General features: G+C 71.6%; 28 protein-coding genes, 1 tRNA gene and 1 pseudogene. 13 read left to right on the top strand and 17 right to left on the bottom strand.

Going from position 1 to position 26,803, the window contains the following annotated elements; translation table 11 throughout:
* Window positions 1-6: 6 nt before the first annotated feature.
* The 3 genes from FFT09_RS04685 to FFT09_RS04675 all read right to left on the bottom strand — a co-directional run bounded on the left by FFT09_RS04685 (window position 7) and on the right by FFT09_RS04675 (window position 3,712).
* Window positions 7-1,488, bottom strand: a complete 1,482-nt coding sequence (locus tag FFT09_RS04685) for a serine/threonine-protein kinase (protein ID WP_244231209.1) — start codon at window positions 1,486-1,488, stop codon at window positions 7-9.
* Window positions 1,489-1,678: 190 nt separating this feature from the next.
* On the bottom strand, window positions 1,679-2,350 hold the full coding sequence (locus FFT09_RS04680; RefSeq protein ID WP_081191035.1) for a TVP38/TMEM64 family protein: 672 nt from the start codon (window positions 2,348-2,350) through the stop codon (window positions 1,679-1,681).
* A gap of 90 nt (window positions 2,351-2,440) precedes the next feature.
* Window positions 2,441-3,712, bottom strand: a complete 1,272-nt coding sequence (locus FFT09_RS04675) for an AMP-binding protein (RefSeq protein WP_138381917.1) — start codon at window positions 3,710-3,712, stop codon at window positions 2,441-2,443.
* Window positions 3,713-3,880: 168 nt separating this feature from the next.
* On the opposite strand from FFT09_RS04675, the gene FFT09_RS04670 reads away from it, so the two are divergent.
* Complete coding sequence (locus tag FFT09_RS04670; protein WP_420852673.1) at window positions 3,881-4,663, top strand: endonuclease/exonuclease/phosphatase family protein; 783 nt, start codon at window positions 3,881-3,883, stop codon at window positions 4,661-4,663.
* Between the two features lie 13 nt (window positions 4,664-4,676).
* Here FFT09_RS04670 and FFT09_RS04665 read toward each other — a convergent pair whose 3' ends face one another.
* Both FFT09_RS04665 and FFT09_RS04660 read right to left on the bottom strand, forming a co-directional pair.
* A complete protein-coding gene (locus FFT09_RS04665) occupies window positions 4,677-6,227 on the bottom strand; it encodes an alpha/beta hydrolase (protein ID WP_138381915.1) in 1,551 nt (516 codons plus the stop codon).
* Between the two features lie 82 nt (window positions 6,228-6,309).
* A complete protein-coding gene (locus FFT09_RS04660; RefSeq protein ID WP_138381914.1) occupies window positions 6,310-7,077 on the bottom strand; it encodes a pyrimidine reductase family protein in 768 nt (255 codons plus the stop codon).
* A gap of 56 nt (window positions 7,078-7,133) precedes the next feature.
* Here FFT09_RS04660 and zapE point away from each other — a divergent pair, with 56 nt between their 5' ends.
* Complete coding sequence (zapE, locus tag FFT09_RS04655) at window positions 7,134-8,168, top strand: cell division protein ZapE (protein WP_138381913.1); 1,035 nt, start codon at window positions 7,134-7,136, stop codon at window positions 8,166-8,168.
* On the opposite strand, the gene FFT09_RS04650 is transcribed toward zapE, so the two are convergent.
* Together FFT09_RS04650 and rocD are read right to left on the bottom strand one after the other, a co-directional pair.
* Window positions 8,093-8,761, bottom strand: a complete 669-nt coding sequence (locus FFT09_RS04650; protein WP_244231208.1) for a phosphatase PAP2 family protein — start codon at window positions 8,759-8,761, stop codon at window positions 8,093-8,095. The two genes, zapE and FFT09_RS04650, sit on opposite strands and share 76 nt — an antisense overlap.
* Window positions 8,758-9,996 (bottom strand): ornithine--oxo-acid transaminase, encoded by a 1,239-nt coding sequence (rocD, locus tag FFT09_RS04645; RefSeq protein ID WP_138381912.1) that lies wholly within the window; start codon window positions 9,994-9,996, stop codon window positions 8,758-8,760. Before rocD ends, FFT09_RS04650 begins: the two co-directional genes overlap by 4 nt.
* A gap of 171 nt (window positions 9,997-10,167) precedes the next feature.
* Here rocD and FFT09_RS04640 point away from each other — a divergent pair, with 171 nt between their 5' ends.
* Entirely contained in the window at window positions 10,168-12,264 is a 2,097-nt protein-coding gene (locus FFT09_RS04640; RefSeq protein WP_138381911.1) for a S9 family peptidase, read from the top strand.
* Between the two features lie 132 nt (window positions 12,265-12,396).
* On the opposite strand, the gene FFT09_RS23470 is transcribed toward FFT09_RS04640, so the two are convergent.
* Entirely contained in the window at window positions 12,397-12,591 is a 195-nt protein-coding gene (locus FFT09_RS23470) for an imine reductase family protein (RefSeq protein WP_425273037.1), read from the bottom strand.
* On the opposite strand from FFT09_RS23470, the gene FFT09_RS04630 reads away from it, so the two are divergent.
* Window positions 12,590-12,811 (top strand): MerR family transcriptional regulator, encoded by a 222-nt coding sequence (locus FFT09_RS04630; RefSeq protein WP_341868996.1) that lies wholly within the window; start codon window positions 12,590-12,592, stop codon window positions 12,809-12,811. The two genes, FFT09_RS23470 and FFT09_RS04630, sit on opposite strands and share 2 nt — an antisense overlap.
* An 83-nt stretch (window positions 12,812-12,894) precedes the next feature.
* On the opposite strand, the gene crcB (FFT09_RS04625) is transcribed toward FFT09_RS04630, so the two are convergent.
* Window positions 12,895-13,269 (bottom strand): fluoride efflux transporter CrcB, encoded by a 375-nt coding sequence (gene crcB / locus FFT09_RS04625; RefSeq protein WP_081190877.1) that lies wholly within the window; start codon window positions 13,267-13,269, stop codon window positions 12,895-12,897.
* Window positions 13,266-13,775 (bottom strand): fluoride efflux transporter CrcB, encoded by a 510-nt coding sequence (gene crcB / locus FFT09_RS04620; protein WP_138381910.1) that lies wholly within the window; start codon window positions 13,773-13,775, stop codon window positions 13,266-13,268. Before crcB (FFT09_RS04620) ends, crcB (FFT09_RS04625) begins: the two co-directional genes overlap by 4 nt.
* A gap of 198 nt (window positions 13,776-13,973) precedes the next feature.
* Here crcB (FFT09_RS04620) and FFT09_RS04615 point away from each other — a divergent pair, with 198 nt between their 5' ends.
* The 3 genes from FFT09_RS04615 to FFT09_RS04605 all read left to right on the top strand — a co-directional run bounded on the left by FFT09_RS04615 (window position 13,974) and on the right by FFT09_RS04605 (window position 16,850).
* Complete coding sequence (locus tag FFT09_RS04615; RefSeq protein ID WP_138381909.1) at window positions 13,974-15,923, top strand: aconitate hydratase; 1,950 nt, start codon at window positions 13,974-13,976, stop codon at window positions 15,921-15,923.
* A 78-nt stretch (window positions 15,924-16,001) separates the two neighbouring features.
* The gene (locus FFT09_RS04610; protein ID WP_138381908.1) at window positions 16,002-16,688 is read left to right on the top strand and encodes a DJ-1/PfpI family protein; all 687 of its coding nucleotides are present in this window, start codon (window positions 16,002-16,004) and stop codon (window positions 16,686-16,688) included.
* 88 nt (window positions 16,689-16,776) lie between these two features.
* A tRNA-Pro gene (locus FFT09_RS04605) sits at window positions 16,777-16,850 on the top strand.
* A 253-nt stretch (window positions 16,851-17,103) separates the two neighbouring features.
* On the opposite strand, the gene FFT09_RS04600 is transcribed toward FFT09_RS04605, so the two are convergent.
* Complete coding sequence (locus FFT09_RS04600; RefSeq protein ID WP_138381907.1) at window positions 17,104-17,721, bottom strand: SMI1/KNR4 family protein; 618 nt, start codon at window positions 17,719-17,721, stop codon at window positions 17,104-17,106.
* 78 nt (window positions 17,722-17,799) lie between these two features.
* Between FFT09_RS04600 and FFT09_RS04595 the strand changes: the two genes are divergently transcribed.
* From FFT09_RS04595 to FFT09_RS04580, 4 genes and pseudogenes are all read left to right on the top strand, one after another.
* Window positions 17,800-19,134 (top strand): DUF4241 domain-containing protein, encoded by a 1,335-nt coding sequence (locus tag FFT09_RS04595; protein ID WP_208544350.1) that lies wholly within the window; start codon window positions 17,800-17,802, stop codon window positions 19,132-19,134.
* Window positions 19,135-19,149: 15 nt separating this feature from the next.
* On the top strand, window positions 19,150-19,413 hold the full coding sequence (locus tag FFT09_RS04590; protein ID WP_138381906.1) for a hypothetical protein: 264 nt from the start codon (window positions 19,150-19,152) through the stop codon (window positions 19,411-19,413).
* Between the two features lie 41 nt (window positions 19,414-19,454).
* The gene (locus tag FFT09_RS04585) at window positions 19,455-19,646 is read left to right on the top strand and encodes a hypothetical protein (RefSeq protein WP_138381905.1); all 192 of its coding nucleotides are present in this window, start codon (window positions 19,455-19,457) and stop codon (window positions 19,644-19,646) included.
* Between the two features lie 106 nt (window positions 19,647-19,752).
* A pseudogene (locus tag FFT09_RS04580) lies at window positions 19,753-20,431 on the top strand (class I SAM-dependent methyltransferase).
* A gap of 30 nt (window positions 20,432-20,461) precedes the next feature.
* Here FFT09_RS04580 and FFT09_RS04575 read toward each other — a convergent pair.
* From FFT09_RS04575 to FFT09_RS04555, 6 genes are all read right to left on the bottom strand, one after another.
* Window positions 20,462-20,707: a hypothetical protein gene (locus FFT09_RS04575; RefSeq protein ID WP_138381904.1), complete on the bottom strand. Its 246-nt coding sequence runs from the start codon at window positions 20,705-20,707 to the stop codon at window positions 20,462-20,464.
* 421 nt (window positions 20,708-21,128) lie between these two features.
* Complete coding sequence (locus FFT09_RS22850; RefSeq protein ID WP_167305331.1) at window positions 21,129-21,281, bottom strand: hypothetical protein; 153 nt, start codon at window positions 21,279-21,281, stop codon at window positions 21,129-21,131.
* A 76-nt stretch (window positions 21,282-21,357) separates the two neighbouring features.
* The gene (locus FFT09_RS04570) at window positions 21,358-22,038 is read right to left on the bottom strand and encodes an ABC transporter ATP-binding protein (RefSeq protein WP_138381903.1); all 681 of its coding nucleotides are present in this window, start codon (window positions 22,036-22,038) and stop codon (window positions 21,358-21,360) included.
* Window positions 22,035-22,559, bottom strand: coding sequence for a PadR family transcriptional regulator (locus tag FFT09_RS04565; RefSeq protein ID WP_138381902.1), 525 nt, complete (start codon window positions 22,557-22,559; stop codon window positions 22,035-22,037). The genes FFT09_RS04570 and FFT09_RS04565 overlap by 4 nt, the downstream gene beginning before the upstream one ends.
* A 111-nt stretch (window positions 22,560-22,670) precedes the next feature.
* Window positions 22,671-23,264 (bottom strand): TetR/AcrR family transcriptional regulator, encoded by a 594-nt coding sequence (locus tag FFT09_RS04560; protein ID WP_138381901.1) that lies wholly within the window; start codon window positions 23,262-23,264, stop codon window positions 22,671-22,673.
* A gap of 23 nt (window positions 23,265-23,287) precedes the next feature.
* Window positions 23,288-24,745, bottom strand: coding sequence for a glycoside hydrolase family protein (locus FFT09_RS04555; RefSeq protein WP_138381900.1), 1,458 nt, complete (start codon window positions 24,743-24,745; stop codon window positions 23,288-23,290).
* A 128-nt stretch (window positions 24,746-24,873) separates the two neighbouring features.
* On the opposite strand from FFT09_RS04555, the gene FFT09_RS04550 reads away from it, so the two are divergent.
* Window positions 24,874-25,482: a class I SAM-dependent methyltransferase gene (locus FFT09_RS04550; RefSeq protein ID WP_081190865.1), complete on the top strand. Its 609-nt coding sequence runs from the start codon at window positions 24,874-24,876 to the stop codon at window positions 25,480-25,482.
* Window positions 25,483-25,484: 2 nt separating this feature from the next.
* Entirely contained in the window at window positions 25,485-26,534 is a 1,050-nt protein-coding gene (locus tag FFT09_RS04545; protein WP_244231241.1) for a phosphotransferase, read from the top strand.
* The last annotated feature ends 269 nt before the right edge of the window (window positions 26,535-26,803 follow it).

The following is a 26,803-nucleotide window of genomic DNA, read 5'->3' as shown; positions in this document are numbered from 1 at the left end:
CGAGCGTCAGAGCTGCTGATTGTTCTCCAGCCGGGGGTCGCTGGCGATCAGCAGGTCGTCGCCGGACCGGATGACACGCACGAACATCGGCTGTTCGGTGCCCCCGAGCACGACGGTGACCCGGATGTCCACCGAGCCGTCGTCGTTGTTGGCGCGCTTGTACGCTTCGGCGCCCCGCGCGTACTGCACGTCCTTCGGCTCCCAGTACTGCTCGTAGGCGTCCTCACCGGCCCACTGCGCCTGGATCTGGGGCGCGAGCATGTCCCACTCGTCACCGGGATCGGTGTAGTAGTCGATCAGCAGCTGGCCAGCCTCGCCCCAGCCGACGGGGCCACCGCTGTTGACCGCGGTCGTGGGTGCCGGGTTCTCGGAACTGGGCGGGGGCGCGCTGGGCGACGGGCTCGGGCCCCCTCCGGCGTTCGGGTTCTCGTCTCCGCCACTGGACAAAGAGATGACCAGCGCCGCCGCCGCGAGGAGCACGACCGCGGCCAGGGCGCCGAACAGCAGGTTCTTGCGTCCGTCGGGCCCGGCGGTCCCACCCGTGGTCGTGGCGTTCGAGGTCGGTGGGTAGGGATTCGCGGCCCGGGGCGCGGCGGCCTGCTCGGGCGCGGCGTCGCGCCGCCACGGCGGCGGTGCGGCCGGGCTCGCGGCGGAGGCGCCGAGTTCGCGCGTCTGCTCCTTGGGCGCGGGTGGGGCGGCGCCCACCGCACCGACGGCCGCCGCGGGTTTGGCCTTCCCGAGCGCCAGAGCGGCGAGCGTGTCGCGGGCCTCCGTCATGCTGGGCCGGTCGTCGGGCTCGGCACTGAGCAGGCGCATCAGCAACGCCGTGGCCTGGCCCGCCTGGGCAGGCGGGTTGATCTTGCCGCTGGCCGCCGCGTAGAGCAGGGCCAGCTGGTTGGTGTTGTCGCCGTAGGGCGGCAGGCCCTCGATGGCGTGGTAGAGCGTCGCGCCCAGCGCGAACACGTCGGAGCTGGGCTTCGGGTCGGCGCCCCGCGCCAGCTCGGGAGCGAGGTAGGCGGGAGTGCCCCCGATCAGTCCCGTCTGCGTGAGCGTGAGGTCGCCCGTGGCCCGCGAGATACCGAAGTCAGTGATCTTGCAGACACCGCTGTCGTCGATGAGGATATTGCCCGGTTTGATGTCGCGGTGCACGATTCCGGCGCGGTGGGCGGCGATGAGCGCCGAGGCCACCTGCTCCCCGATACGGGCGACTTCGGGCACGGGCATCGTCTCGTGCTCGGTGAGGATCGCGGACAGACTGCGCGACGGGACGTACTCCATCACCAGGCACGGATCGCCGTCGTGCTCGGCGATGTCGAAGACCACGACCGCGTTGGGATGCTGGAACCGGGCCGCGTTGCGTGCCTCCCGCATCGCCCGCTGCCGCATCGTGTCGCGCTCGGCGTCGGAAAGCCCGGGCTGCGCGATGATCTGTTTGACGGCGACGGAGCGTTCGAGGCGCTCGTCGACCGCACGCCACACGATGCCCATGGCACCGCTTCCGATGTGCTCGACGAGGCGATAGTGACCTGCGATCAATTGACCGGTGTTGATGGCACTACTCCTCGGTTACGTTCCGCGATCGTGAACTCGGCTCCGGGTGCGGCGACCCCGTCCGCACACTCGGTCGAGTGTAGCGGCCCTGCCCCCGGACCCGACGTCAACCGCCGGGCGGGGCGCGTCATCGCGTCCGCGAATCCTCCACGACCACAAGGGTTTCCGGTGCCGCCGACCGCACGGCACGCCACAGTCCCAGTGCACCGAGCAACGCGAACGTGGCGTAGCAGGCGATCAGCGCGGGTGGTGTGGTCCCGGTGAGCGCGTCGCCGAGCACCACGACGGCCACCGTACCCGGAAGGCTGCCGAGCGCCGTGCCCACGAGGTAGGGCCGCAACGTGAGCCACGAGACCCCGCACAGGTAGCTCAGCGGAGCGAACGGGATGACCGGGATGAGGCGCAGGGAGGCGACGGCGAGCGTGCCGCCACGCCGGAGCCGGTCGTTGACCACCCGTACCGGCGCGCGGTGCAGGTGCCGCAGCACCACGTCGCGGCCCAGCGCGCGGGCGAGGAGGAAACCGAGCAGGCCCGACAGCGCGGTGGCGAGCACCGCGACCGCGATCCCGACGAACTCGCCGAACAGCAGGCCAGCGGCGAGGTTGAACACGGTGCGGGGAAACGGTGCGGCGGTGAGCAGGACGTAGGCGGCGACGAACGCCGCGACCCCCGCCATGCCCAGACCGTCCGCCCACGCGCGCAACTCGGCGGGTCCGGGGACCGGCAGCAGCGCGGCGGCGACGGCGGCCACGACGACGAGGACGGCGAGCCCCACGACGATCCTGGCCCGCGTTCGCACGGTGTCCACCGTAGCCGACGGCGGGCGGGCCGGGCGACGGGCGCGACGCGCCACCGACCGCACCGGAGAACGCTTGGGTGCGTGGCGGTGTCAGTCCCGTGTGGTGGCGGTGACGCGGCCCGTGCGGCGCAGGACGCCACCGCTGTCGAGCGTGCCCGCGTCTCCCGTTCCGAACCAGCCGTCGCTCGTGCGGCCCGGTACCGGATCGCCCGGAGCGTCGAGCACGGAGCACGCCGCCATCGAACCCCGCAGCTGGATTTCGCCCGATTCGCCGTGTTCGCGCGGGATGCCGGTGGCGGGATCGACGATCCGCACTTCGGCGCCGTGCCCGAGGGGTTCGCCGCCCGGTCGCACCCGGTCGGCGAGCGGTGCGCCGGTGGGCCAGAGCGCGGCGGGGCACAGCAACCCCGGTGCGGTGTAGACCGTGGTGAGGACGGCGCCCAGAGCCTGCTCCGCCTGCCGCGCCGTCCCCTCCGGGAGGGTGTCGCCGAGGACGCCGAGCCAGCGCACGGTCGTCGCCGGTGTACGGCCGGGTCCGGTCAGCGGCGGCACGAGCCGCTCGGGGAGCGCGAGGTGGGAGACACCGAATCGGGTCACGTCGTCGAGGACCGCGTGGGGAGACGGCGCCGGTTCGAGCAGGCAGGTGCCTCCGCCCGCGACGGCCGCGAGCGCGAGCCCGAGCCATGCCGGATGGTCCGGTCCGGTCGCGCAGAGCAGGACGTCGTCGCCGAGGCCGAGCGCGGCCGCGACCGCTTCCGCGTGCCGCGTGAGGGCCGACTCGCGGTGCGCCGCCAGGGAGGGCGGGAACGCCACGGCGAGTTCGTCGTCGCCCCGCACGTCCGGCATCGGCATCCCCGCCGTCGCGGCGCTGGGAAGCCACGCCCCTGCGCCGACGTCGTACGGCGAGGGGTCGACCGGAGGCCGCCCGCCCGGGGCCGTCACCACGGCCACGGTCGGCGGCGGCGCACCCTGCGCGAGCGACACCGCGTCGCGCAGGGCGGGGCGGGCGTCGTCGCGTCCGAGGGGAGCGAGGTGGGGCAGCGCGACGACTTTCGGCCGGACGCGCAGCAGCAGGTCGGCGAGCCCGGCGGCCGCCGCGCCGGAACCGGCCGGGACGACGCGAGCGCCGAGCGAGGCGGACGCGATGTGCCACTCGAGTACCGAGGACCACGCGGGCAGCGCGACGAGCACGCCGTCACCGCGTCCGACACCGGCCGTCGCGAGATCGGCGCGCAGCTGCAGCGTGCGGCGCCACAGTTCGGCGCGGCTGACATGCTGCGGCTGGTCGGGATCGGCGTCGATCGCGATGATGGCGTGCGGGTCGTGCTTGGTCTGGCCTGCGAGCAACGACAGAAGGTTCACCGACGGTCAGCGAAACATCTGCCCCGGGTTCAGTCAAGACCGGGCATACCGCACTAGTGTCCCGGCATGACGACTCACCGTACGCACTCCGCCGCGCCTCGTCGCCGGCCGCCGCGGCGGGCGCTGACCGCCCTGTCCGCCGCCCTCGTCACCGCGCTGCTGGCCACCATGCTCGCCGCACCGGCCACGGCCTCCGTGCCCCGTGCGCTGCGCGTGATGAGCTACAACATCCACACCGGCATCGGCACCGACGGGCGGGCCGATCTCGGCCGCGTGGCCGCCGCCGTCCGCGCCGCCGACGTGGACGTCGTCGCACTCCAGGAGGTCGACGTCCACTGGTCCGACCGCAGCGGCTACGCCGACCAGGCCAGGGAACTGGCCCGGCTCACCGGGATGTCGGTGTACTTCGCGCCGATCTACGACCTCGATCCGGCGCCGGGCCGCGACGAGCGCCGCCGCTACGGGGTGGCGGTGCTGAGCCGCCACCCGATCCTGTCGGCCACCAACCACGACATCACGCGCTGGTCCACGCTCGATCCCGACGCCGTTCCCGAGCCCGCGCCGGGCTTCGCCGAGGTCGTCGTGTCGGTTCGCGGCACCCCGGTCCACGTCTACGACACCCACCTCGACTTCCGGGGCGATCCCTCGGTCCGCGCGGCCCAGGTGGACGACATGCTCGGCATCCTCGCCGAGGATCCCCCCGGCGCGCGGCAGCTGCTGCTGGGTGACTTCAACGCCGAGCCCGCCGCGCCCGAGCTGGCACCGCTGTTCGAGCACGTCCGCGACGTGTGGGGCTCACGCGCGGGTGGCCACACCTATCCGGCAGGCGACCCGGCTTCGCGCATCGACTACGTGACCGTGGCCGGTCCCGTGCGGGCGCTCAACGCGACCGTGCCCGGCACCCTGGCCTCCGACCACCGGCCCGTCGTCGCGACCCTGCTGCTGCGCTGACGGGCGTAGCAGGTCACGCCGGGCAGAGCGTGCCGTCGCGGGGCACGGTGCCCTCGACCAGGAAGTCGCTGACCTCCTCGGCGACACAGGCGGACCCGAGCGCTCCGTGGCCCACGCCCTGCCAGGCGACCCGCACCGCGCTCGGGATCTGCTCCACCGCTCGCACGGTGCCCGGTTCGGGGGTGAGCGGGTCGGTCGCGGTGCTGAGCACGAGGATCGGCGGCGCGCCGGACGAGCCGAGTTCCGGGACGCTTTCCTGGCGGCTGGGCCACGGACCGCACCACGCGAGGTGCTGGGCGACGACGGCGCCGAACACGGGGTGCTCGGACCCCAGCTCGCGCGAGACCTCGCGAAGCTGATCGCCCGGAAGCCGGGTGGCGGTGTCGTTGCAGCGGGTGGCGAGTGCGCCGTCCGTCCTGGCGGGCCACGCACCGCTGTCGGTGAGCCACGGCTGGACGAAGGCGAACAGGGACTCGCCGTCGCCGTCGCGCGCCGCCGCGATCGCCTCAGCCAGCTCCGGCCAGCGATCGGGCTCGGCCAGGCCGGCCACCACGGCGCGCCGGACGAGCGCCGACCCCATCCGGTGCTCGTCCACCCGCAGCGGCGTCGCACCGGCCTCGTCCGCGAGCGCGGTCACGGCGGCGCGGGCGTCGTCGCCCAGCGGGCAGTCCCGCCGGGCGCAGTCCTCGGCGAACGCGTCGAGTGTGGCCTCCGCCCCCTCGGCGACATCGGCGAGCACGCCGGGCACGTCGGAGGACGGGTCGGGAACGCCGTCGAGCACGATCCGTCCGGCCTGCTGCGGGAACCGGCTCGCGTAGTAGGCGGCGGGGGTGGAGCCGTCGCCACGGGCGAGGATGTTGAGCCGCGCGACGCCGAGCTGCGCGCGCAGTTCCTCCAGATCACCCGCGGTGCGCCAGCTGTCGTACGCGGTCTGCACGTCCTCCAGGTTGATCGCGCACTGCTGTCCCGCCGTCCGCGCCGCGTCGAGGATCGGTTCGACCGTGGTGGTGGGGTCGTGGCCGAGCAGCACCTCCCGTTCCTCGGCCGGCACGCAGCGCACCGCGTCCGACGCTCCGGTGCCCCTGCGGTCGACGCCGATCAGGGAGAACCGCTCGCGCAGCTCCGCGGGCAGCGTCCGCGCCAGCTCGACCGCGTGGCGGGTTCCCGGCACACCACCGACGTCGTTGAGCACCACCAGCGGGATCGGGCCGTCGCCGACCTTGCTCAGCGCCAGCCGGGTGAGGCCGAGGCCCGGCAGTCCGGGGGCGTCCAGCGACATCGTCAGGCGGGCACACGACACCGCCGGGGCGTCCGGCCCACGGTCGAGGCCGGTCAGCAGATCCGGAGCGCACGCCTCCCAGCCGATCGACGACCCGCGAGGCTCCGCCAGCTCCGGCAGCGGCACCTCGCGCGGGGACTCGGTGGTGGAGGGAGCCGGGGGCCCGCCGTCGTTCTGCACCACGGCGGGCCGAGTCGACGGTCCCGCCGTGCAGCTCGCGGCCAGCAGCCCCGTCAGCGCGGCGACGAGGACGATCTGGCGGCGAGCACGACCACGGCGCGGCACGGAACGAGCCCTCACTTCCTGCTGAGCTTCCCTCGACACTCCACTGTGGCACGAGCGCGGTGAGACGCACGTGAGCGGGCCCTCACCCGGGGCTCTCACCCGCTCTGCGGTAGCGGAGCAGCAGGAAACCGTCCTCGTGCAGCACGGAGGCCAACCGCAGCGAGCGGGGTGCCGGGCTCGGCGCGCCCGCGACGACCCGCCCGGCCCCCGCCCCGGCCAGCAGCGGTGCGACGGTGAGACACAGCTGGTCGACCAGGTCGGCCGCGGCGAGCGCCCCGAACAGCTGCGGGCCGCCCTCGCAGTCCACGCGCAGCAGCTCACGATCGGCGAGCGCGGCCAGCGCCGTGGCGGGGTCCACGGTGTGCGTACCCGCCTCGATGACGTCCACGCCCGCGCCGGTGAGCGCGGCCTTGCGCTGCTGGGGCGCCTCGCGGGTGGTGATGACCAGCGGCGGCACCGCCGTGTCGGCGACGAAGGGGTCGTCCGGGGTCACGCCGCAGCGGCCGGTCACGACGGCGATCGGGGGCAGCGGGCTCAGACCGAGCCTGCGGCGCCGTTCGGTGCGCACCTCGCGCGCCCGCACCCCGCGGTACCCCTCGGCTCGCGCGGTTCCCGCGCCCACCAGAACGACGTCCGCCAGATCGCGGCCGAGCGCGAACACGCGCTTGTCCGCCGGGTGCGACAGGCCCTCCGACCGTTCCGCCACCGACACCGCGCCGTCGGCCGAGGACACGAAGTTCACCTGCACGAACGGGCGCGTGAGACCGGCGGGGTAGTCGTAGAGCCGCTCCAGCCGGGCGTCGGTCAACGGTCCGGCCGGGTCGGGCAGCAGGCGGTCCACGACCGCCATCACAACACGGCCCGACCGGCGATGCCATGCCGGGGGCGGCACATACGCTGAGCCGTATGCCGACCGAGCAGTTGACCGCACGCCACCCCGAGATCGCCCCCGACGAGCTCGTCTCCACGCTGGTGCCGCCGCCCCGGTTCGACGGCGTGCGGTTCTCCACCTACGTGCCCAACCCGGCCGAACCGAGCCAGGCCGAGGCCGTGAGCGCGTGCGCGCGCTTCGCCGAGCGGGTGGGTGAACCGGCCGGGCGCGGGGGATGGCGTGCCCTGCTGGGCCTCGGCGGCCGGTCCCGGTCCGCGCAGCGGCAGGGGCTCTACCTCGACGGCGGGTTCGGGGTCGGCAAGACACACCTGCTGGCCTCCGTCTGGCACGCCGTGCCCGGCCCGAAGGCCTACGGCACGTTCGTCGAACTCACCCATGTGGTGGGTGCCCTCGGGTTCGGTGAGGCCGTGCGGCGACTGTCCGGGCACCGGCTGCTGGCGATCGACGAGTTCGAGCTGGACGACCCGGGCGACACCATGCTCGTCAACCGGTTGCTGCGTGAGCTGACCGACGCGGGCGTGTTCGTGGCGGCGACGTCGAACACCCTGCCCGGAAAGCTCGGCGAGGGCCGGTTCGCGGCCGAGGACTTCCTGCGCGAGATCCAGTCCCTGTCGGCGCGCTTCGACGTCGTGCGCGTGGACGGCCCCGACTACCGCCACCGGGGGCTTCCCGACCCACCCCCGCCGGTGAGCGATAAGGAACTCACCGCGTCGGCACGGCGATGGCCGGGCGCGACGCTCGACGACTTCGACGCGCTCTGCGAGCACCTGGCCCGGCTGCACCCGTCGCGGTACGGCAGGCTCGTGGACGGGGCCGCGGCGGTACACCTGCGAGGCGTGCGTCCCGCGGGCGATCAGGCCATCGCGCTGCGGCTGGTGGCGCTGGCCGACCGGCTCTACGACCGTGCGGTGCCCGTGCTGGTGTCGGGCGGCTCGCTGGACGAGCTGTTCGACGCCGAGATGCTGGCGGGTGGCTACCGCAAGAAGTACCTGCGGGCGGTGAGCAGGCTGACCTCGCTGGCCCGTGAGGCCGTCGGGTCACCGGGCTGAGCCAGCCGGCCGGCCGGGTGCTCCGTCGCACGTCGGTGCGTCCACCGCCGCAGCGCCACGGCGACACCGAGGGTCAGCGCCACGGCGGTGGCGGCGCCGCCCACCACGTCGGTGACGTAGTGGTAGCCGAGCCCGGCCATGCCGACCGCCGCGCCACCCGTCAGCAGTACGCCGGTGACCGCCGTGGCGACCGCGCCGCGCGGTCCGCACACCAGGACCACCACGGTCACCGTCGCGACGAGACTCACCGTGTGCCCGCTGGGGTAGGCGAGGTGGTCGTCGTAGTACCGGTCGAACGCCGGTTTCAACGCGAGGGTCGTGAGTGAGACGGCCAGCGCCGGCGCGGCCACGGCGAGCGCGGCCACGGCGGGGCGGCGCCGGACCACGGCGACGCCGACGACCACGGCGAGCACCGTCAGCACCGCCCACGGTTCCGTCGGTGCCACCAGCACGGACCACAGCTCGGGCCCGCCCGCGACCTCGTGGACCCAGCTTTCGAACACCCGGTCCACCTCCGAGGGCCCGCGCTGTCCCGCCACGACCATGCCGAGCACCAGAGCGAGCGCGCCGCAGGCCGTGGCGGCACCCCTCACGCCGGGCGACCGGCGACCTCGGCGAGTGCGTCGATACCCCGGTCGAGGTCGGACTCCTCGATCACCAGCGGGGGAGCGAGTCGCAGCGTGTGGCCGTGGGTCTCCTTGCAGAGGACGCCCCGCGCCCGCAGCGCCTCCGACGCCTCCCGCCCGGTCGGACCACCGGATGCCAGGTCGACCCCGGCCCACAGCCCCCTGCCCCGGACGGCGGACACGCCGTGACCGACCAGTTCGGACAGCCGCGTGTGCAGGTGCGCGCCCAGCGACGTGGACCGCTGCTGGAACTCGCCCGTGGACAGCAGGCGGACCACCGCGCGCCCCACCGCACAGGCGAGCGGGTTACCGCCGAACGTCGAACCGTGCTCTCCCGGCTTGAGGACGCCGAGCACGTCCGCGCGCCCCACCACCGCCGACACCGGCACGATGCCACCGCCGAGTGCCTTGCCCAGCGTGTAGAGGTCCGCGGTCACTCGTTCGTGGTCCAGCGCGAAGACAGTGCCCGTGCGGGCGAGACCGGACTGGATCTCGTCGGCGATGAGCAGCGCACCCGCCTCGTCACACAGCCTGCGTGCCTCGGCGAGGTAGCCGTCCGGGGGTACGACGACCCCGGCCTCGCCCTGGATCGGCTCCAGCAACACCGCCGCGGTGCGGTCGGTCACCGCCTCGGCCAGCGCTGCGGCGTCGCCGTAGGGCACCACGACGAATCCCGGGGTGAACGGGCCGAAGTCGGCACGCGCGGTGTCGTCGGTGGAGAACGAGACGATCGTCGTGGTGCGACCGTGGAAGTTGGAGTCCGCGACCACGATCTGCGCCTGCCCCTCGGGCACGCCCTTCACCCGGTAGGCCCACTTGCGCGCGACCTTGAGCGCGGACTCGACCGCCTCGGCACCCGAGTTCATCGGCAGCACCAGTTCGGTCCCCGTCAGCTCGGCCAGTTCGCGGCAGAACAGTCCGAGCTGGTCGTGGTGGAACGCCCGCGAGGTCAATGTGACCCTGCCGAGCTGTTCGACGGCGGCCGAGACCAGTTCGTGGTGCCGGTGCCCGAAGTTGAGGGCGGAGTAGCCCGACAGGAAGTCGAGGTAGCGTTCGCCCTGCACGTCCGTTACCCACGCGCCCTCACCCTCGGCGATCACGACGGGCAGTGGGTGGTAGTTGTGTGTGCTCCACCGCTCGTCCAGGGCGATGAAATCGGCGCTGCTGGCGGTCCGGGCAGGCTTGTCGGCGAACGTCGTCATGCGTTCAGATTAGGGCGAACGCATGACGAAATCATCCGGCGAACATTGCTGGACGCCGTTGTTCGTTGCGCATTCGAGGCTGAGTGGCTACGGATCGTTGCGCGCCGAGGATCTTCGACGGCACGGGTGTGGTGGCCGCCACCTGGCCCCTGTCTGCGACAGTGGTACACCGTGACGGACGATCTCAGTTTCCTGCGTCGCCAGGCCCGCACCCAGCGCTTCACCCTGGGCACTCCCAAGAGCTTCCGGGTCTCGCCGGACGGCACCCGGGTGCTGTTCCTGCGCTCCCGCACGGCCACCGACCGGCGCCACGACCTGTGCTCGCTCGACCTGCGCACCGGTGCGGAGTCGGTGCTGGTGGACGCCGTCGCGCTGGTGCCCGGCGAGGAGGACCTGCCGCCCGAGGAGCGGGCGCGCCGCGAACGCGCGCGGGTGACCTCCGGCGGGGTCGTCGGCTACGCCACTGACGAGGCGTTCGGGCTGGCCGTCTTCTCCCTGTCCGGGACGTTGTACGCCGTGGACGTCGACGGCGGGGGCGAGCCGGAGCCGCTCGTGGACGCCGCCGTGATCGATCCCCGGCCCGACCCGGCCGGCACGCACGTCGCCTATGTCAGTGACGGTCGGCTGCGGGTCGTCGAGCGGGCCACCGGCGTCTCCCGCGCGCTCACTCCCGACGAGGGTCCCGACGTGAGCTGGGGGCTGGCCGAGTTCGTCGCGGCGGAGGAACTGAGCCGCACACGCGGCTACTGGTGGGCACCCGACGGCAGCGCACTGCTCGTCCAGCGCACCGACCGCTCGGACGTGCCGGTGTGGACCATCGCGGACCCCGCGAACCCGCAGTCACCGGCCACGACCGTGGCCTACCCCGCCGCGGGCACGCACAACGCCGCGGTGTCGCTGTCCTTCGTCGACCTCGACGGCGGCAGAGTCGACGTCGAGCGTGGTGACTGGGAGTACCTCGTCGCGGCCCACTGGTCCGCGGCGGGTCCACCGTTGATCGCGGTCGCGCCCCGGGACCAGCGGCGGCTCGACATCTACGCGCTCGACCCGCAGGACGGCTCCGCGCGACTGCTCCACAGCGAGGACGACGAGCGCTGGGTCGAGATCGTCACCGGCGTCCCGGCGTGGACGGCGGACGGGCGGCTCGTGCATGTCGGCGTCCGCGACGACACCTACCGGCTGTGCGTGGCGGGCCGGCCCGTCACCCCACCCGGGCTCCAGGTGCGGTCGGTGCTGGACGTGGGGGAGGAGGTGCTGTTCTCGGCCTCCGAGAGCGATCCGACCCAGATCCACGTCTACCGCACCGAATCCGGCGGCGTCCGGAGGCTGTCCGGAACGGAGGGCGTCCACATCGGATCGGGGACCGCTGTCACGACCGTGCTCTCGTCGTGGAACCTGGACCACAGTGGACCGGCGGTGTCGGTACTGCGCGACGGCGAGCCGGTCGCCACCGTCGGCTCCCATCCGATGGAGCCCGGCCTGGCGCCGGAGCCGATCTGGCTCACCGTGGGCGAGCGTGAGTTGCGGGCCGCGCTGGTGCTGCCCTCGGGGCGCCGTGCCGACGACGGCGGTGACCCGCTGCCGGTGCTGCTCGACCCGTACGGCGGACCGCACGCGCAGCGGGTGCTGCACAGCCGCAACGCCTTTCTGACCGCGCAGTGGCTGGCCGACCAGGGCTTCGCCGTGCTCGTCGCCGACGGGCGCGGCACCCCGGGCCGGGGACCGGCGTGGGAGAAGGAGATCCACCACGCCTTCGCCGACGTCACGCTGGCCGATCAGGTCGACGCGCTGCACGCGGTCGCGCGGCGGTGGCCCGAGCTGCTCGACCTCGACCGCGTGGCCATGCGCGGCTGGTCCTACGGCGGCTACCTCTCCGCGCTGGCGGTGCTGCGCAGGCCCGACGTCTTCCACGCCGCCGTCGCCGGAGCCCCGGTCACCGACTGGAGCCTCTACGACACCGCCTACACCGAGCGCTACCTCGGCCATCCCGATGACCAGCCCGAGGTCTACGAGCGCAACTCCCTGCTCGCCGACGCGCCGTCGTTGCGCAGGCCGCTGCTGCTCGTCCACGGTCTCGCCGACGACAACGTCTTCGTCGCGCACGCGCTGCGGCTCTCGGCGGAACTGCTCGCGGCGGGCCGGGACCACACGTTCCTGCCGCTCGCGGGCGCCACGCACATGACGCCCCAGGCCGAGGAGGTGGCCGAGAACCTCATGGTCACGCAGGTGCGCTGGCTGAAACGGCAATTGGGCGTGTCCACGGACTGACGCCGTGTCCGCAGCCTGCGTAGCCGTGTCCGCAGCCTGCGTAGCCGTGTCCGCATTCTGCGTAGCCGTGTCCGCATTCTGCGGTGCGAACTCGGCTACCCAACGTGCGGACACGGCGTCGCGGGGTCGTGTTCAGTCCTCGGAACGTCTGCCGAACTCCTCGATCAGCACGGGATACTGCTCCCCGCCGTGTCCTGCGGCGATCGCGCGGTCGGCCATCGCTTTGATCAGCTTCGGCAGCTCGGCGTTGACGCCAGGTCGCTCTCTCGACACCAAACCGTCGGCCTTCGACGTCGTAGGTTTCAGACTGTCCTCTGAGGACATCATGTACCTGCTTCCCTGCGCGGTCGGGGAGGCGCCGGAACTGCTCGGGTGTCCCGAGTTGCTCGCCGCCATGCGCTCGCGGCTGCGGCTGCTGGATGAGCAGTTGAGCCGGCTCGCGCAGTCCCGCGACGCTCTCAGCGACTACATCGACGCGGCCGAGCGGGTGGGCCGGGAGAGCTATCCGCCGTTCGACCACGCTGACCTGGAACCCGTGTCCGGTTAACGCAGGCTGCGGATTCGGCTACGCAGGCTGCGGACACGGCTACACAAGCTGCGGACACGGCTACGTAGGCTGCGGACACGGCGTCAGGGCCACAGGGTGTTCGCGAGCACCGTGCCCAGCACGACAGCGCCCAGGCCCGCCACCACGCTGAGGGCCACGTTGGCCGCGGCGAGCAGCCGCGCACCGGTCTCGGCGAGGCGCAGCGTCTCGAACGAGAATGTCGAGTAGGTCGTCAACGCGCCGCAGAGCCCAGTGCCGAGGAGTAGCCGCACCGGCTCCGGGGCCCCGCCCGCCGTCACCGCGCCGGTGACGACGCCGAGCAGCAGACATCCCGCCACGTTCACGGTGACGGTGCCCCACGGGAACACGCTGCCGTGGCGGGACTGCACGGCACGGTCGGTGAGGTAGCGCAGCGGGGCACCCACCATGGCGCCCGCGACGACGAGAACCCAGCTCATGCTCCGGCCTCCCCCTGCCGCCGGGAACCGCGCACCCGCCGCGACACCGCGCGGGTCGCCGTCACAGCCAGCCAGACCGACGCGAGCGCGGCCACCAGTGTCGCGGCGGCCGACGTCAGGGCCAGGCCCGGGCGTCCCGCCTGCACCAGCGCCTGCGCGTCGACGGCGTAGGTGGAGAACGTGGTGAAGCCACCCAGCACGCCCGTGCCCAGGAACGGGCGCAGCAACCGGTGGGCGTCTCGCACCTCGGTGACCAGCACGAGCACCACGCCGAGCAGCGCGCACCCGGCGACGTTGACGCTCCAGATCGCCCAGGGAAAGCTGCCCGCGGTGGTCGGCCAGGCCAGCGTCACGCCGTAGCGAGCCGCCGCGCCCAGGCCCCCGCCCAGCGACACGGCGACGACGATCGGAAGCTGCCCCGCCGCCCGGGGACGCGGCGGGGCGGTGGTGACGTCAGTGACGTCGAGATCGGGGTCGACGGACTCCTGAATGCGATCACCCGTCATGACGGGACCTCCTACTCACACGGCGTGGCTGGTGGTGAGCAGGGACCGTTGGCGGCCGACGAGCCGCGGTTGTCCTCCGGCGGGCCCCACCGCCGTGCGGCGCCGGTGCGCCGCCACGGCCACCGTACCCCCGCCCCGGCCGGTCGGGCCGCCGGTGCGGCGTGGTTGGTGATCCGCTCCACAGGGTAGCCGAGCGGCATGGGCAGGACGGTGGCGCAGAAACTCATCGCCGATCACCTGGTCGAGGGCGGCCTCGAACCCGGCTCCGAGGTCGGCTTGCGGATCGACCAGACACTCACCCAGGACGCTACGGGCACACTCGTGATGCAGGAACTCGAGTCGATGGGACTGGACCGTGCCCGCACCGAGGTCAGCGTCCAGTACGTCGATCACAACCTACTGCAGACCGACGAGAAGAACGCCGAGGACCACGCCTACCTGCGCTCCGCGTGCCGCCGCTTCGGGATCTGGTTCTCCAAGGCGGGAAACGGGGTGTCACACCCCACCCACATGCAGCGGTTCGGCGTGCCGGGCAAGAGCATGGTGGGGTCCGACTCGCACACCCCCGCCTCCGGTGCGCTGGGCATGCTGGCGATGGGGGTCGGCGGGCTGGAGGCGGCGCTGGCGATCGCCGGTCGGCCGGTCTACGTGCGGATGCCGGAGATCTGGGGAGTGCGCCTGATCGGGCGGCTGCCGCCGTGGACCTCCGCCAAGGACGTCATCCTGGAGATGCTGCGCCGCCACACCGTGAAGGGCGGCCTCGGCCGCATCGTCGAGTACCACGGTCCCGGCGTGGCGACGCTGTCGGCGATGGACCGGCACGTGATCGCCAACATGGGTGCCGAGCTGGGTGCCACGACCACCGTGTTCCCCTCCGACGACGCGGTGCGCGCGTTCCTGCGGGCCGAGGGACGCGAGGCCGACTTCCGGGAGATCGTCGCCGACTCCGACGCCACCTACGACGTGACCGACGAAATCGATCTGTCCACAATCGAGCCACTGATCGCGATGCCGTCGTCGCCGGACAACGTGGTCCCGGTGCGCAAGGTCGCGGGAACGCCGGTGAGTCAGATCGTCATCGGCTCGTCGGCCAACCCGGGGCTGCGCGACTTCGCCATCGCGGCACGGATGGTGCGGGGCAGGCAGGCCAGTGACGCCGTCAGCTTCGACGTCAATCCGAGCTCGCGCGAGGTCCTGGCCGACCTGACGAAGCTGGGCGGCACGACCGACCTCGTCGCCGCGGGGGCGCGCATCCACCAGGCGGGGTGCATGGGCTGCATCGGCATGGGCCAGGCGCCCGCCGTCGGACACAACTCGCTGCGCACCTTTCCCCGCAACTTCCCGGGTCGCAGCGGCACGCGCGAGGACTCGGTGTGGTTGTGCTCGCCGGAGACCGCGGCGGCGTCAGCGCTCACGGGCCGGATCACCGACCCACGAGATGCCGCGGACGAACTCGGGCTCGACTACCCGGACCTGGGCCTGCCCGAGCGCGCCTCGGTCAACACCGCCATGCTGATGCCTCCGCTGCCACCGGAGGTGGCGCGCCGCGAGGAACTGGTGAAGGGACCGAACATCTCCGCCCTGCCCGACCTTCCGCCGCTGCCGGACGGGATCGAGGCTCCGGTGCTGTTGAAGGTCGGCGACAACCTCTCCACCGACGAGATCTCACCGGCCGGGGCACGCGCCCTGCCGTATCGGTCGAACGTGCCCGAACTGGCGCGGTTCACCTTCGACCAGGTCGATCCCACCTACCCGGACCGGGCGGCCGAGTGTTCGGGCACCGGGCACGTGGTGGTGGGCGGCGACAACTACGGGCAGGGCTCGTCCCGCGAACACGCCGCGATCACCCCGCGCTACCTGGGGCTGCGGGCCGTGGTGGCGAAGTCGTTCGCCCGCATCCACTGGCAGAACCTGGCGAACTTCGGCATCCTCGCGCTGGAGTTCACCGACCCCGCCGACTACGACCGGATCGAGCAGGGCGACGTGCTGGCGCTCGACGCGCTGCGCGACCGGCTCGGCCGGGATCGCGAGCTGACAGTGCGCAACGCCACGCGCCACGAGAACTACCGGCTGTGCCATCGGCTGTCCGCCCGGCAGGTGGAGGCCGTGCTGGCCGGGGGCCGCATCCCGCTGCTCGCGAGGCAGTGAGCCAACCTGGCGGCCGGACTTGCGGCGTTGGCGGACATCGCGGCTCCCCGGGGCAGCGCGCTCCCGGACCGTGGCGGTATGAAGACGATCGCTTTCGTGCTGTACCCGGGCCTCACTCCGCTGGACCTGGTGGGACCGCTGCAAGTGCTGTCGAATCTCGGTTTCCTGCGCCCCGAATTCGAGACCGTGGTGGTGGCGGAGCATCCCGGAGTCGTGCAGTCGGATTCCACGCTGCGAATCGAGCCCGACCGCACGTTCGACGAGGTGCCCGAGCCGTTCGGGATCGTGGTCCCGGGCGGGCTGGTGCCCACACTGCGCGCGCTGACCGACGAGACGCTGCTCGGCTGGCTGCGGCGCGCCTCAAGCGGCGCCGACGTCGTCGGGTCGGTGTGTACGGGCGCGCTGATCCTCGGCACGGCGGGCCTGCTTGAGGGTCGCAGGGCCACGACGCACTGGGCGTTTCTCGACCTGCTCGAGGTTTTCGGCGCGGTGCCGGTGTCGCAGCGTTGGGTCGCGGACGGTCCCGTGTTCACGGCGGCGGGCGTCTCGGCCGGCATCGACGCCGCCCTGCACCTGGCCGCGACACTCGCGGGCGAGGATGTGGCCAGGCAGATCCAGTTCGGTATCGAATACGATCCCCACCCGCCGCTGGGGCCGCTGAACTGGGACGACGCTCCCCGGCAGGAGTGGGCGGCGGCACGGGCCCGCGCGGTGGCGGCGGCCACCGACGGTGACTCCGAGCTTGCCCGGCGTCTCGGGGTGTGAGGCGCAGCGCTACGAGGCACCACCCCCCGTGCGCGCCGGGACGGAGGCGCGGTAGGCTCTCTGTCATCGCCACCGAGGTGGTGATGGCCGGGCTGTGGCGCAGTTTGGTAGCGCACTTGACTGGGGGTCAAGGGGTCGCAGGTTCAAATCCTGTCAGCCCGACAGAACAGGGGCCGTCTACGCAGGTGGGCGGCCCCTTCGTCGTGTCGGAGCTGGTGTTGACCGGCCAGCGGCCGACACTCGTTCAACACGGTCGCGGAGAGGCTTGCCAAGTGAGGCAGCCGTATGCCGCAGCTTGTGTGTGTGTCTTCTCTTGTTCGAGGCGGCCCCGACACGGTGTGATCGAGACGCCATCAGGCGACGGATGATCACCAAGCAGGCGGTCATCCGCAGGCTGACTTTCTGGGTCCGGTAATCAGAGAAAGTCTCGCCAGAAGGGCACGGTCGCCCGCGGTTGCCAACGTTCGTCTGTTCTGTCCATGCCCGAACCGCCGAACTCCTGATGAAGGTAGTCGGTCAAGTCCATGCCGTAGTAGATGATGTCGGTCTGCCACATCGAAAGCACCGGATGGCCAAAAGTTCCCCGTCCGGCAGGCAGGTACCGATGCCCGTATACCGGGACCAGTTTCGGCACCTGCGCCAAATGAAGTCGCGCCGTCGCCAGCGCCTCGTCACGGCCAGATGGACGCTCGCCCCAGGCAGGATGCCACATCCCGTTGTGCTCGACATCGAAGATCACTCCATCGACTGGCCAGGCGAGGCGTTTACGCAGTGAATCTGGGTCGCCATCGCGCCAGTTCGGCCAGGGAGCCTTCCGTGTTCGGTCCACGCCGTGCGCCTCGACGACAGGACCGTTCAGCGGCAACCCTTCCGCAAGGAAGGCCCGATGATCGTCGGCGAACTCGAACCCGAACTCGTGCTCGATGCGGGCGAACTCCGCCTCCGTCAGCCCTGGCCCAATCGCACAGCACCCCCTCCGCCGCAGACGATGCGCGGCTTCCGTTCCGATTCGAACCCCTTCACTGCTCAACACCCTGGAACAGTAACCCCTCCTCGCCGAGCCGCCAGTGCCGACGCCTCAGTTCCTCGCGTTCTGATCGTCGGCTGCCGGATGGTCAGCGGCCCCGGAACGGCATTGCTGTGTGTCGATACCTCGTCTCGTATCTGCTGGCCTGGTCCTGCCTGGTCGTTCCCGGAAGTGTCGGTGGCGCGCCGTACGGTGCGGAGCATGAACGTGCGTGTGCCGCTGGACGTGGTGTATTGCGAAGGATGGGACGGAGAAGCCCGTCGTATCGTGGGACGGTTGACCACGGGCACGGCCCGGGGGCGCGACGATCGTGGGGAGCAGTACGCCGTTGCCTTCGTCGCGCCGGGCACGGAGTCGCCGCAGGCGGTACTGGAAGTTGCCTGGGCGCACCGCTTCGCGCGGTACTGGCACTTCGATCAGGCCGCAAGACGGGATCGCGAGATCGAATTCCGTCTCCTCGGCGACGGCCGGTTGTTCTGCCTCCACTCCACCGTCTGGGACTACACGGACCCGGACCAGGCCGAGTTCGACGAAGAGCAGGTCCGGCACGTGGTGACCGCGGCCAGGCCGGACGGCACGGTTCGCACCAGCACCCGTGTCCCCGACGAAGGCACCTCGGAGACCATCGAGCAGAAACGGGTCGACGAACTGCACCTCCCCGCGCCCCGATTCGGTGAGTGGGCGGATCTGCTCGGGTGGCCGACCGAGACACGGCACCACGACACCCCGGACGAAGCGGCCGGCCCGCCGTGGCGGCCTGCCGTTCCGCTGCAACCGCGCAACGTGGAACTCTTCTTCGAGCCGGGCCTGCGCTGGCCGAGCGCGGACGGTGTGGTCGAGACGGAGGTGCGCCGCGCCGGCACCGTCCGGCTGGTCAGCGGCCGGGTGGTGGCAGCCGACCCGGGATGGCTGCAGCCCGACCTGCTCGAGCCGTTCACGGTCACCGCCGCACCGGGCGAGTACCCGGTGGACCTGGCGGTTGTGCGATTCGTCGACGAACCGGACCACGAACGCGTGGCCGCGGCCAGGCTGGTTATCACGCCGGAGCGGGTGGTGTCGTGGGAAATGGCGCTCCGACCGGGACAAGACCCGCTGCTGCTGAGTGATGAACGCTTCTATGGCTTCAGTGTGGACGCGGGCCTTGCCTGCTTCGTGGACGCCGATGCTCTCGGTGCGATGGAGGCGATGCTCGAGGAGACGTTCGAGGAGTTGCTTGCCGGCCTGACCGGTGGCACGGCGGCGCAGGTGGCCGACCCCGCCTCCGGCGCCACACTGGTCGGCTTTCCCAGTGGATGGGGTGACGGCGTCTATCCCACCTGGGTCGGCCGCACCGCTGCGGGTGAGGTCGCCTGCTTCGTCGCGGACTTTCTCGTCCTGTACGAAGCCGAACGCCCACCCGTGAGCGAGCCCGTGGCGTGAGACTCATCCTCTGGCATGGTGATCACCGTGGCGAGATCTAAAGCGGACAGCCGTACAGGCGCAAGCCCGTTGCTGCCGGTGCTGTGGACGTCGATATCGCTGTTCTGGCTTGTGGCGACACTTGCCGGTGACCGGTTCGAGGTGCTGCGGCTGCTGAACACGGTAATGGCGGGCTCACTCGCGATGATTCTGTGGGGCGTTGGGTTAGACGGCGTCGGCGCGGCGTCGAGACCGGGAGTGCGCAGACCGATGGGGGGGGACCCGACCACTCGGAACTGACGCCCACCCGGGGCGAAGGGCGAGCATTCCTGATCGCGGCGGTGTTACTGACGGTGCTCGCCGTCGCGTTGGGAGGAGCCGGAGTCTTCGCCGGTTACGATCGGTGGCAGTACTGGATCGCGGCGCCGTTCGTCGCGATCGGCGCGCTCGGGAACTGGATTCGTTACGAGTCCATTCGGGACGATCGCCGCGCCAGGACCTCGCTACCTAGCAGGCGGGACGCCTCGCGCTAGTCTTTGGAGAAGCCGAGTTACCGGGGGTGTCTACGTGGTCCGTAGGGAGCTTTACGACGAGATCGGCGTGGGGTACTCCGTGGGGCGACGCACAGACCCACGGTGGATGAGACCCATCTGCGCCGCACTCGGCGACGCTCGATCGATCGTGAACGTGGGCGCTGGCACTGGCTCATATGAGCCCGACGGCGATCGGACAGTGATCGCTGTTGAACCGTCGTGGGAGATGATTTCACCAGCGGCCGCGAGGCGCTGGCCCCGCCGTTCGCGCGATCGCCGAAGCGCTACCGTTCCGCGAGCAGGCGGTTGACGCCGTGCTGGCCGTGCTGACCGTCCACCATTGGCCCGACTGGCGACACGGACTCGCCGAATTGCGCCGAGTGGCCCCGGTTCGAGTCGTCCTCGCCTACGACACCTCCTGGCACACGGATTTCTGGTTCGTTCGCGAGTACGTGCCCGAAATCGCCGAACTCGAACTTTCCCGCCCCTCGTCCGACGACATCGCCAGCGAACTCGATGCCCAGACCGTCACATCGCTGCCATTGCCGTGGAACTTCACCGATGGCGTGTTCCCCGCCTACTGGCGACGACCAGCCGCCTACCTGGATCCGCGGATCCGACAGGCTTGCTCCGCTCTGGCGCAGACCGATTCACAGGCTGTCGAGAGGGGAGTGCGCCGGCTACGTCGCGATCTTGAGAGCGGCGACTGGGACGAAGCCCACCAGGACCTGCTCAAGATGAGTGAGTGGGACGCCGGATTCCGGCTCATCGAGTCACATGGCTGACTACCGCGAGGAACGGGAACTTGCGTGGTCCTACTCGGCCCGCAGGCCGTCCAGCGTGGTCACCTGGCGCAACAGCGGCAGGGCGACCGCCGTGGCCGTGAGCACGGCGAGTACCGCCGCGCCACACACCGTCCCGATGAGGCCGGCGTCGACGGTGAAGTCGAGGCCGCCGTAGCGCAGGGTCGGCAGCGTGATTCCCACTCCGGCCCCGACCGCGAGCACCATTCCCACGCCCACCGGAATCGCGTTCTGCCACAACGAGCCACGGGCCAGCACCGACAGCGGAACCCCGGCCGCAGCCTGCGCGGCCAGCGGTCGGCGCCGGCTTCCACGTACTGCCCTGCGGAGCGGACAAGCTGAGGGCGCCGACCAGTGTCTGGATCAGGATCGCGCCGGCCACCACCACGACCAGGCCGGAGACGACGCGGCTGGCGGTGCCGCTTTCCAGTTGCAGTCCCCGCACGGCGAGCTGCCAGGACGGCGACCCGCCTCGCAGCCGGGCGACGGTCTTCTGCACGGCCCCGAGCAGCGGCCACGGCGGCACGAAGGTTTCAGCGAAGAGGCGCACTCCGAACAGGTCCACGTCGGCGATCAGCGGCCGTAGCGCGAGGAAGAGCCCACCGCCCAGCACGAGCCCGGCCGGCGCGCCCGAGTAGCGATTCGGCCGCGGCGATGCGGGACGCCGACGTGATGAAGATCAGCAGAGGGATAGCATGATCACCGCGACGGTCGAGGCGAGTGCGGTCATGGTGACGTCGCGAGTTCCACCGTCCGGCGCGACACCGAACCCGTAGACAACGGCGCGCCCGGCCCACTCGGTGCGACCACGAACGACGCCGAGCGTGGTCATGCACAACCGCAGCAGCGCCTGCCCCGAGATCCGGCACTCCCGACGGCCGGCCGGAGCCCCAGCAGGAGATCGCGGATCATGCGACCAGTTCCCGGTCGGTGGCCTGCCCGTCGCGCACGACGATCTCGCGGTCGGAGTGTGCCGCCACCCGTGCTTCGTGGGTCACCAGTACGACGGCGGCGTTGGCGCCGCGGGCCGCCTCGGTGAGCAGCTCCATCACCTTCTCGCCGTTGAGCGAGTCGAGCGCACCCGTGGGCTCGTCGGCGAACACGACCGTGGGGTCGGCGACCAGTGCCCGGGCCACGGCCACCCGCTGACCCTGTCCGCCGGAGACGTCACCGGGCCTGCGGGATCCGAGTTCACCCACCTCGATGCGGTCCAGCCACTGCTGCGCCCTGGCTTCGGCGACCTTGCGCCGGACGCCGGAGAGCCGCAGCGGCAGTGCCACGTTCTCCAGGCACGTGAGCTCGGGCACCAGCTGACCGAACTGGAACACGAACCCGAACTCGGTGCGGCGCAACGCACTGCGCTCGGCGTCGTTCATCGAGCCCAGGTCCCTGCCCCGGTACTCGATGGAGCCCGAGTCGGGCGCGACGATCCCGGCCATGCAGTGCAGCAGGGTGGACTTGCCCGAGCCGGACGGGCCCATGATCGCGAGTACCTCGCCCGCGCTCACGCTGACGTCGGCGCCGCGCAGTGCCCGCGTGGGACCGAACGCCTTGTGCAGGTGTCGCCCGAACAGCAACGGAGCGGTCATGAGCGCACCACCTCCGCGAGCCCGTCTAGTCTGGCCGCGGTGAGCTCCAGCCAGCGCAGGTCGGCTTCCAGGTGGAACAGGGCGTGATCGCAGATCAACTGGTCGGCGAGGTCGCCGTCCTTCTTGCGCCGGGTGAGCTCGCGCATGATCTTGAGGTGGGCCGAGCGCTGGGTGTCCAGCACCTCGGTGGCGCTGCGCCCGGACAGCAGGGCCAGCACCACCTTGGTGTAGAGCGTGTTCTGCAGGTACGGCTCCGGGCTCTCCGCGGTGCGCAGCCACGACTCGACGTCGGTGACCCCGGCGTCGGTGATCGTGTACCGCTTGCGGTCCGGGCCCGCCCCGTGCTCGACGCCTGCCTCCTCGACCAGGCCGTTGCGCAGCAGGCGCGACAGCGTCGAGTAGACCTGGCCGTACGCGAGCTGCCTGCCCTGGGCGAACTGCTCGTCGTAGGCGCGTTTGAGGTCGTAGCCGTGTCGTGGTCCTGGTTCGAGCAGCGCCAGCAGTGTGCGCGAGACCGACATGACCCCTCCCTTCTCTGGTTCGGCTTCCGGTGCCGACCACTATACACGCGGTGTATTCAACCGGTGTATACTTTGAGAGGATAGCGAGGTGTCCGCAGGTCCGGGTGGCCATTACTGCATCGGCGGGAAACCGACCGCGGGCAGGATGGCCTGGTCCACGATCGCGGCGAGGGTGTGCTCGGTCGGCAGCTCGTCGGAGTCGAACGCGAGCTTGAGCACGAGCGCTTCGCCGATGTCGGCGACCACCGGGGTGAGCAGCGCGGGATCGAGGGCGCCCGCGTCGGCGTAGTGGCGCAACACGGTGCTGGTGAAGCGCCCGCCCTTGGAGTCGAAGACGTGGGCGTAGATCGCGTCCGCGAGTTCCGGGTAGCGGTCCCGCTCGGCGAGGACCGACGCGACGGCCCGCGCCGTGGGCGTGGCCATCCAGCGCACCATCAGCGCGAGCGCCTCGATCAGGTCCTGCCGCAGGTCGTCGCTCGTCGTCCTCGGCCGCTCCTGCGGGAACTCCGCGCGCAACGCGTCGAGCAGTACCGCCTGCGGGCTGTCCCAGCGCCGGTACAGCGACGTCTTCGCGGTGCCCGCGCGATGCGCGATGCCTTCCATGGTGAGCTTGCCGAGGCCGACCTCGGCGAGTTCCTCGACGACGGCGGCGCGGACGGCCGCCACCAGCTCGGCGTCGGTGCGGCGAGCGCGGGTGCCGGCCATTGCCCTCGCCTCCTCAGAGCGCTCTAACGCATCGTGACGACCATGGTCGCGAACGGTCCGAGCGTGATGGTATCCCCGGAGACCGTGTCGGTGACGGCTGGAGCGCCACCGGTCCCGGCGTCGACGTGCGCTGTCGTCGCTGCTCCGGGAAGCTCGACGTCGACGTGCTCGGCGTACTTGTTGACCAGCAGCACCCTGCGCTGCCCGTGTGTGGTGGTGAATGCCTGGGCGTGGAACCGCGACTCGGGTGACCACAGCCCGCCGATGCCGGTGGTGTGCAGGGTGTCGCCGGGGTCGAAGTGCTCCAGCAACAGTTTCACCACCTGGTAGCGGGCGTTCGGTTCCCCGGTGTTCCAGTCCAGCATCGACACACCGGGAACCATGCCGGGGTAGCCGACGAACTCGGCGACCCCGACCAGGTCGACGCCGAGCCGGGTGAGTTCGGAGAACAGGTAGGCGACGACCGCGCCGCCGAGTGCCCAGTACTGCTCCGGGACGTCGGGCTCGGGGTTCATCACGTCGGGGTTGAAAGTCCCGATCTCGTTGATGAAGGTCTTCGTGCCCGGCGAGAGCCTGCGGCGGATCGAGTCGATCAGCCGCACCTGCCGCAGGAAGCCGTCGGCCTGGGAGAAGTACGAGGACCGCCAGTGGTCGAACGGCAGGTTGCCGTCCGGGCCGAGCGGGTTCAACAGCTCCGGGCTCCCGTAGAAGTGGTAGGAGATCGCGTCGAGTGGAACGCCTTCCCTGTGGTTGGCCGGGTCGAGGAAGTGCCAGAAGTACTCGGGGTTCAGCTCCACCAGTGAGAGTGACAGGCCGACGAACTTCATGTCCGGATCGAGGTGGCTCAACCGCCGCACCACCTCGTCGTAGAGGCGGGTGTAGACCTCGGGAGACAGTTCGTGGCCGATGTCGGGCTCGCAGAGCACCTCCCAGTAGTCGAACCGGTGACGGCGGCCGGACTCGTGCCGCACTCCGAACTGGTCGGTGAACCCGCCGTCGAGGTACCAGCGGCCGATCCGTTCGAAGTGGTCGGCCACCTCGGTCAAAGTGGGGTCGCGGAACTCGGTGCCCTGCTCGTAGTTCCAGTGGATCGCCGCGGGATCGTCCGCGAGGCGCGCGGGCTCGGGAGTGTCGAACATCCAGGTGGGGATCGTGGCGAAGTTCGCCACCACCGGCCGCCCCTGTGCCGAGTCGAGGAAGTCGTCGACGAACGGGTCGAGGTTGCCGAAGTCCCACGAGGTGCGGCCGTCGGCAGGCGGGTCGAGTTCGGGCACGGAGAGCCTGGGGGAGGACCACCACGGCAGCAGCCTGACGTGGTTGGCCTTCAGGTCCCGCAGCGCGGCGAAGGCCTTGTCGTGGATCGGCGAGCCGCGACGCAGCGGCGGGGCGGTCCAGACGTGGGTGGTGAGTTCGGTGCGGGAGGTGGCGGCCGGTGTGTCCCAGTCGACGACGACGGGCTGCGCTGACCTCGGTGACGTCATGGTGGTGGACCTTTCGTGAGCGGGGTCGGTGAGGACCCGGGAACGCCAATATAGCTACGCTGACGTAGCTACGCAAACGTATCGAAACCCTCCGTAGGAACGCGGCCCGCTCCGGGCAGGATGGAGCCATGACGACTCGACCCCGGTGGTTCACCGACACCACGCCCGGCCACTCCGAGTGGTACGTCGAACGGTTCCGCACGATGGCGGACGAGGGCGCGGACCTGGCAGGGGAGGCGCGGCTGATCGACGCGATGGTGCCGCCCGCCTCGCGAATCCTGGACGCCGGTTGCGGGCCGGGCCGGGTGGGCGCGGTCCTGCACGAGCGCGGACACACCGTCGTCGGGGTCGACGCCGATCCGGTGCTGATCGAGGCCGCGGAGCGGGACCACCCCGGACCGCGCTGGGTGGTCGGCGATCTGGCGACCGTGGACCTGGCGTCGCTGGGCGAGACGGAGCCGGTCGAGCCGTTCGACCTCGCCGTGGTGCCGGGCAACGTGATGGTGTTCCTCGCTCCGGACTCCGAGCGGGAGGTCCTGCGGCACCTGCGCGACTGCGTGCGCAAGGGCGGGCGGATCGTGCTCGGGTTCCGGCGCGAGCGGACCTATCCGTTCGCGCGGTTCGACGACGACGTCGTGGCCGCCGGGCTGACGCTGGAACACCGGTTCGCCACCTGGGAACTCGATCCGTTCACCGAGGACTCCGACTTCGCGGTGAGCGTGCTGAGGGTCGGTTGAGAGTGGAGGTCGACCGCGACGCCGTGGCGACGCGGCGGGACACGGCCGGTCTGCTGGCCACGCACTACGGCATCGTCGTGCACGACGTCGCGCCCGTCGCCGGTGGCGCGGATCTCGCCGCGTCCCTGCTCCGGGTCACCGACCGGGCCGGCCGCCGCTTCGCCGTCAAACGCACCTCGGGCGGCTCGCCCGGTGGGCTCGTGGTGGCCGCGGCACTGGCCACCGCCTGCCCGGGTGGTACGCCGTGTCCGGTCCGGACCCGCGACGGGCGGCTGTGGGTGGAGGTCGACGGCAGCCGGGTGTCGGTGGCGGAGTGGCTCGACGGCCCATCGAGCCACTCCGCCACCGACGTCACGCCGGACCGGCACGGTTGGGAGTCCTACGGACGGCTGCTCGCGCACCTGCACGCACTGCCCCTGGACGCCGAGTCGCGCCGCCTCGTGCCCCGGGAGCGGTTCGACCCCGGCCACTGGGTCACGGTGTTCGACCGGGTCGACTCCGCTCTCGGCGGGGACCCCAGCGCCGCGACCGCACACCACGCCCGGCTCGCGACGGAGTGGGGCCGGCACCGCAGCGCGCTGCACGCGGTGCGGGAGCGGGTGCTGTCCTCGGCCGACCGGCTGGCACGGCGGGTCGAGGCGGCCCGGTTCGTGCCGTGCCACGGCGATCCGCATCGGGGCAACGTCGTCAGCACGGGCCCCGGTGCCGTGGCACTGCTCGACTTCGACGACGCCGTGCTGGCTCCGCCGGAGCGCGACCTCATGTTCGTGCTCGGCGGCGGCGTGCTCGCCGACCTGCCCGTGACACCCCGGCAGCGGGAACGGTTCCGCCGCGGCTACGGTCGCGCGCAGGACGCCGACGCCGAGTTGCTCACCTACTACCGCTGCGTGCGCGTGCTGGAGGATGTGGCCGAGCCCGCCACCGTCGTGCTGGACGCGGCGGCCACGCCCGCACTGCGGGAGACCCACCTCGGTCACGTCCGCTCCGTGCTCTCGCCCACCGGGCTGCTGGCGCAGGCCCTCGGCCCGGACTTCCTACGAAGATCACCGTGACCCGGACCCTGGCCGCCGTCGTCGTGACGACGCGCGGGCGGTGCCGCTGACCGAGCTCACGCCGATGCGGCAGGGCTCACTCGGCAACGCGGGTAGGGACGTGGTGTGTCTCACGCCGCTCGGCGGGTGGTAACCGGGTCGCTGACCAGGGCGTTCGCGCGGCCGTCCGATCGGGCGACACACGACGGCACCTGGGATGTCCGATTCACCCGGTTGGGTGCCTTACGCTGAGCGCCAGGTGTGCCGGGAAGTCTGGTCGGCGAGAACGG

The sequence above is a fragment of the Saccharomonospora piscinae genome (assembly GCF_005862235.1).
GTDB classification, from domain to species: Bacteria; Actinomycetota; Actinomycetes; order Mycobacteriales; family Pseudonocardiaceae; genus Saccharomonospora; species Saccharomonospora piscinae.
The sequence above is the reverse complement of the archived record's forward strand: the minus strand, read 5'-3'. Positions and strand labels throughout refer to the sequence as shown.

Excerpts from the sequence above, each read along its gene's own strand:
- FFT09_RS04565 (WP_138381902.1), bottom strand. The coding sequence starts at position 22,559 with ATGTCGGTCTCGCGCACACTGCTGGCGCTGCTCGAACCAGGACCACGA.
- FFT09_RS04595 (WP_208544350.1), top strand. The coding sequence starts at position 17,800 with ATGGTCAGCGGCCCCGGAACGGCATTGCTGTGTGTCGATACCTCGTCT.
- rocD (WP_138381912.1), bottom strand. The coding sequence starts at position 9,996 with ATGACGACGTTCGCCGACAAGCCTGCCCGGACCGCCAGCAGCGCCGAT.
- FFT09_RS04590 (WP_138381906.1), top strand. The coding sequence starts at position 19,150 with ATGGTGATCACCGTGGCGAGATCTAAAGCGGACAGCCGTACAGGCGCA.
- FFT09_RS04685 (WP_244231209.1), bottom strand. The coding sequence starts at position 1,488 with ATGGGCATCGTGTGGCGTGCGGTCGACGAGCGCCTCGAACGCTCCGTC.
- crcB (WP_081190877.1), bottom strand. The coding sequence starts at position 13,269 with ATGAGCTGGGTTCTCGTCGTCGCGGGCGCCATGGTGGGTGCCCCGCTG.
- FFT09_RS04660 (WP_138381914.1), bottom strand. The coding sequence starts at position 7,077 with ATGGCGGTCGTGGACCGCCTGCTGCCCGACCCGGCCGGACCGTTGACC.
- FFT09_RS04630 (WP_341868996.1), top strand. The coding sequence starts at position 12,590 with ATGTACCTGCTTCCCTGCGCGGTCGGGGAGGCGCCGGAACTGCTCGGG.
- FFT09_RS04670 (WP_420852673.1), top strand. The coding sequence starts at position 3,881 with ATGCTCGCCGCACCGGCCACGGCCTCCGTGCCCCGTGCGCTGCGCGTG.
- FFT09_RS04570 (WP_138381903.1), bottom strand. The coding sequence starts at position 22,038 with ATGACCGCTCCGTTGCTGTTCGGGCGACACCTGCACAAGGCGTTCGGT.
- crcB (WP_138381910.1), bottom strand. The coding sequence starts at position 13,775 with ATGACGGGTGATCGCATTCAGGAGTCCGTCGACCCCGATCTCGACGTC.
- FFT09_RS04615 (WP_138381909.1), top strand. The coding sequence starts at position 13,974 with ATGGGCAGGACGGTGGCGCAGAAACTCATCGCCGATCACCTGGTCGAG.
- FFT09_RS04555 (WP_138381900.1), bottom strand. The coding sequence starts at position 24,745 with ATGACGTCACCGAGGTCAGCGCAGCCCGTCGTCGTCGACTGGGACACA.
- zapE (WP_138381913.1), top strand. The coding sequence starts at position 7,134 with ATGCCGACCGAGCAGTTGACCGCACGCCACCCCGAGATCGCCCCCGAC.
- FFT09_RS04560 (WP_138381901.1), bottom strand. The coding sequence starts at position 23,264 with ATGGCCGGCACCCGCGCTCGCCGCACCGACGCCGAGCTGGTGGCGGCC.
- FFT09_RS23470 (WP_425273037.1), bottom strand. The coding sequence starts at position 12,591 with ATGATGTCCTCAGAGGACAGTCTGAAACCTACGACGTCGAAGGCCGAC.
- FFT09_RS22850 (WP_167305331.1), bottom strand. The coding sequence starts at position 21,281 with ATGACCACGCTCGGCGTCGTTCGTGGTCGCACCGAGTGGGCCGGGCGC.
- FFT09_RS04550 (WP_081190865.1), top strand. The coding sequence starts at position 24,874 with ATGACGACTCGACCCCGGTGGTTCACCGACACCACGCCCGGCCACTCC.
- FFT09_RS04610 (WP_138381908.1), top strand. The coding sequence starts at position 16,002 with ATGAAGACGATCGCTTTCGTGCTGTACCCGGGCCTCACTCCGCTGGAC.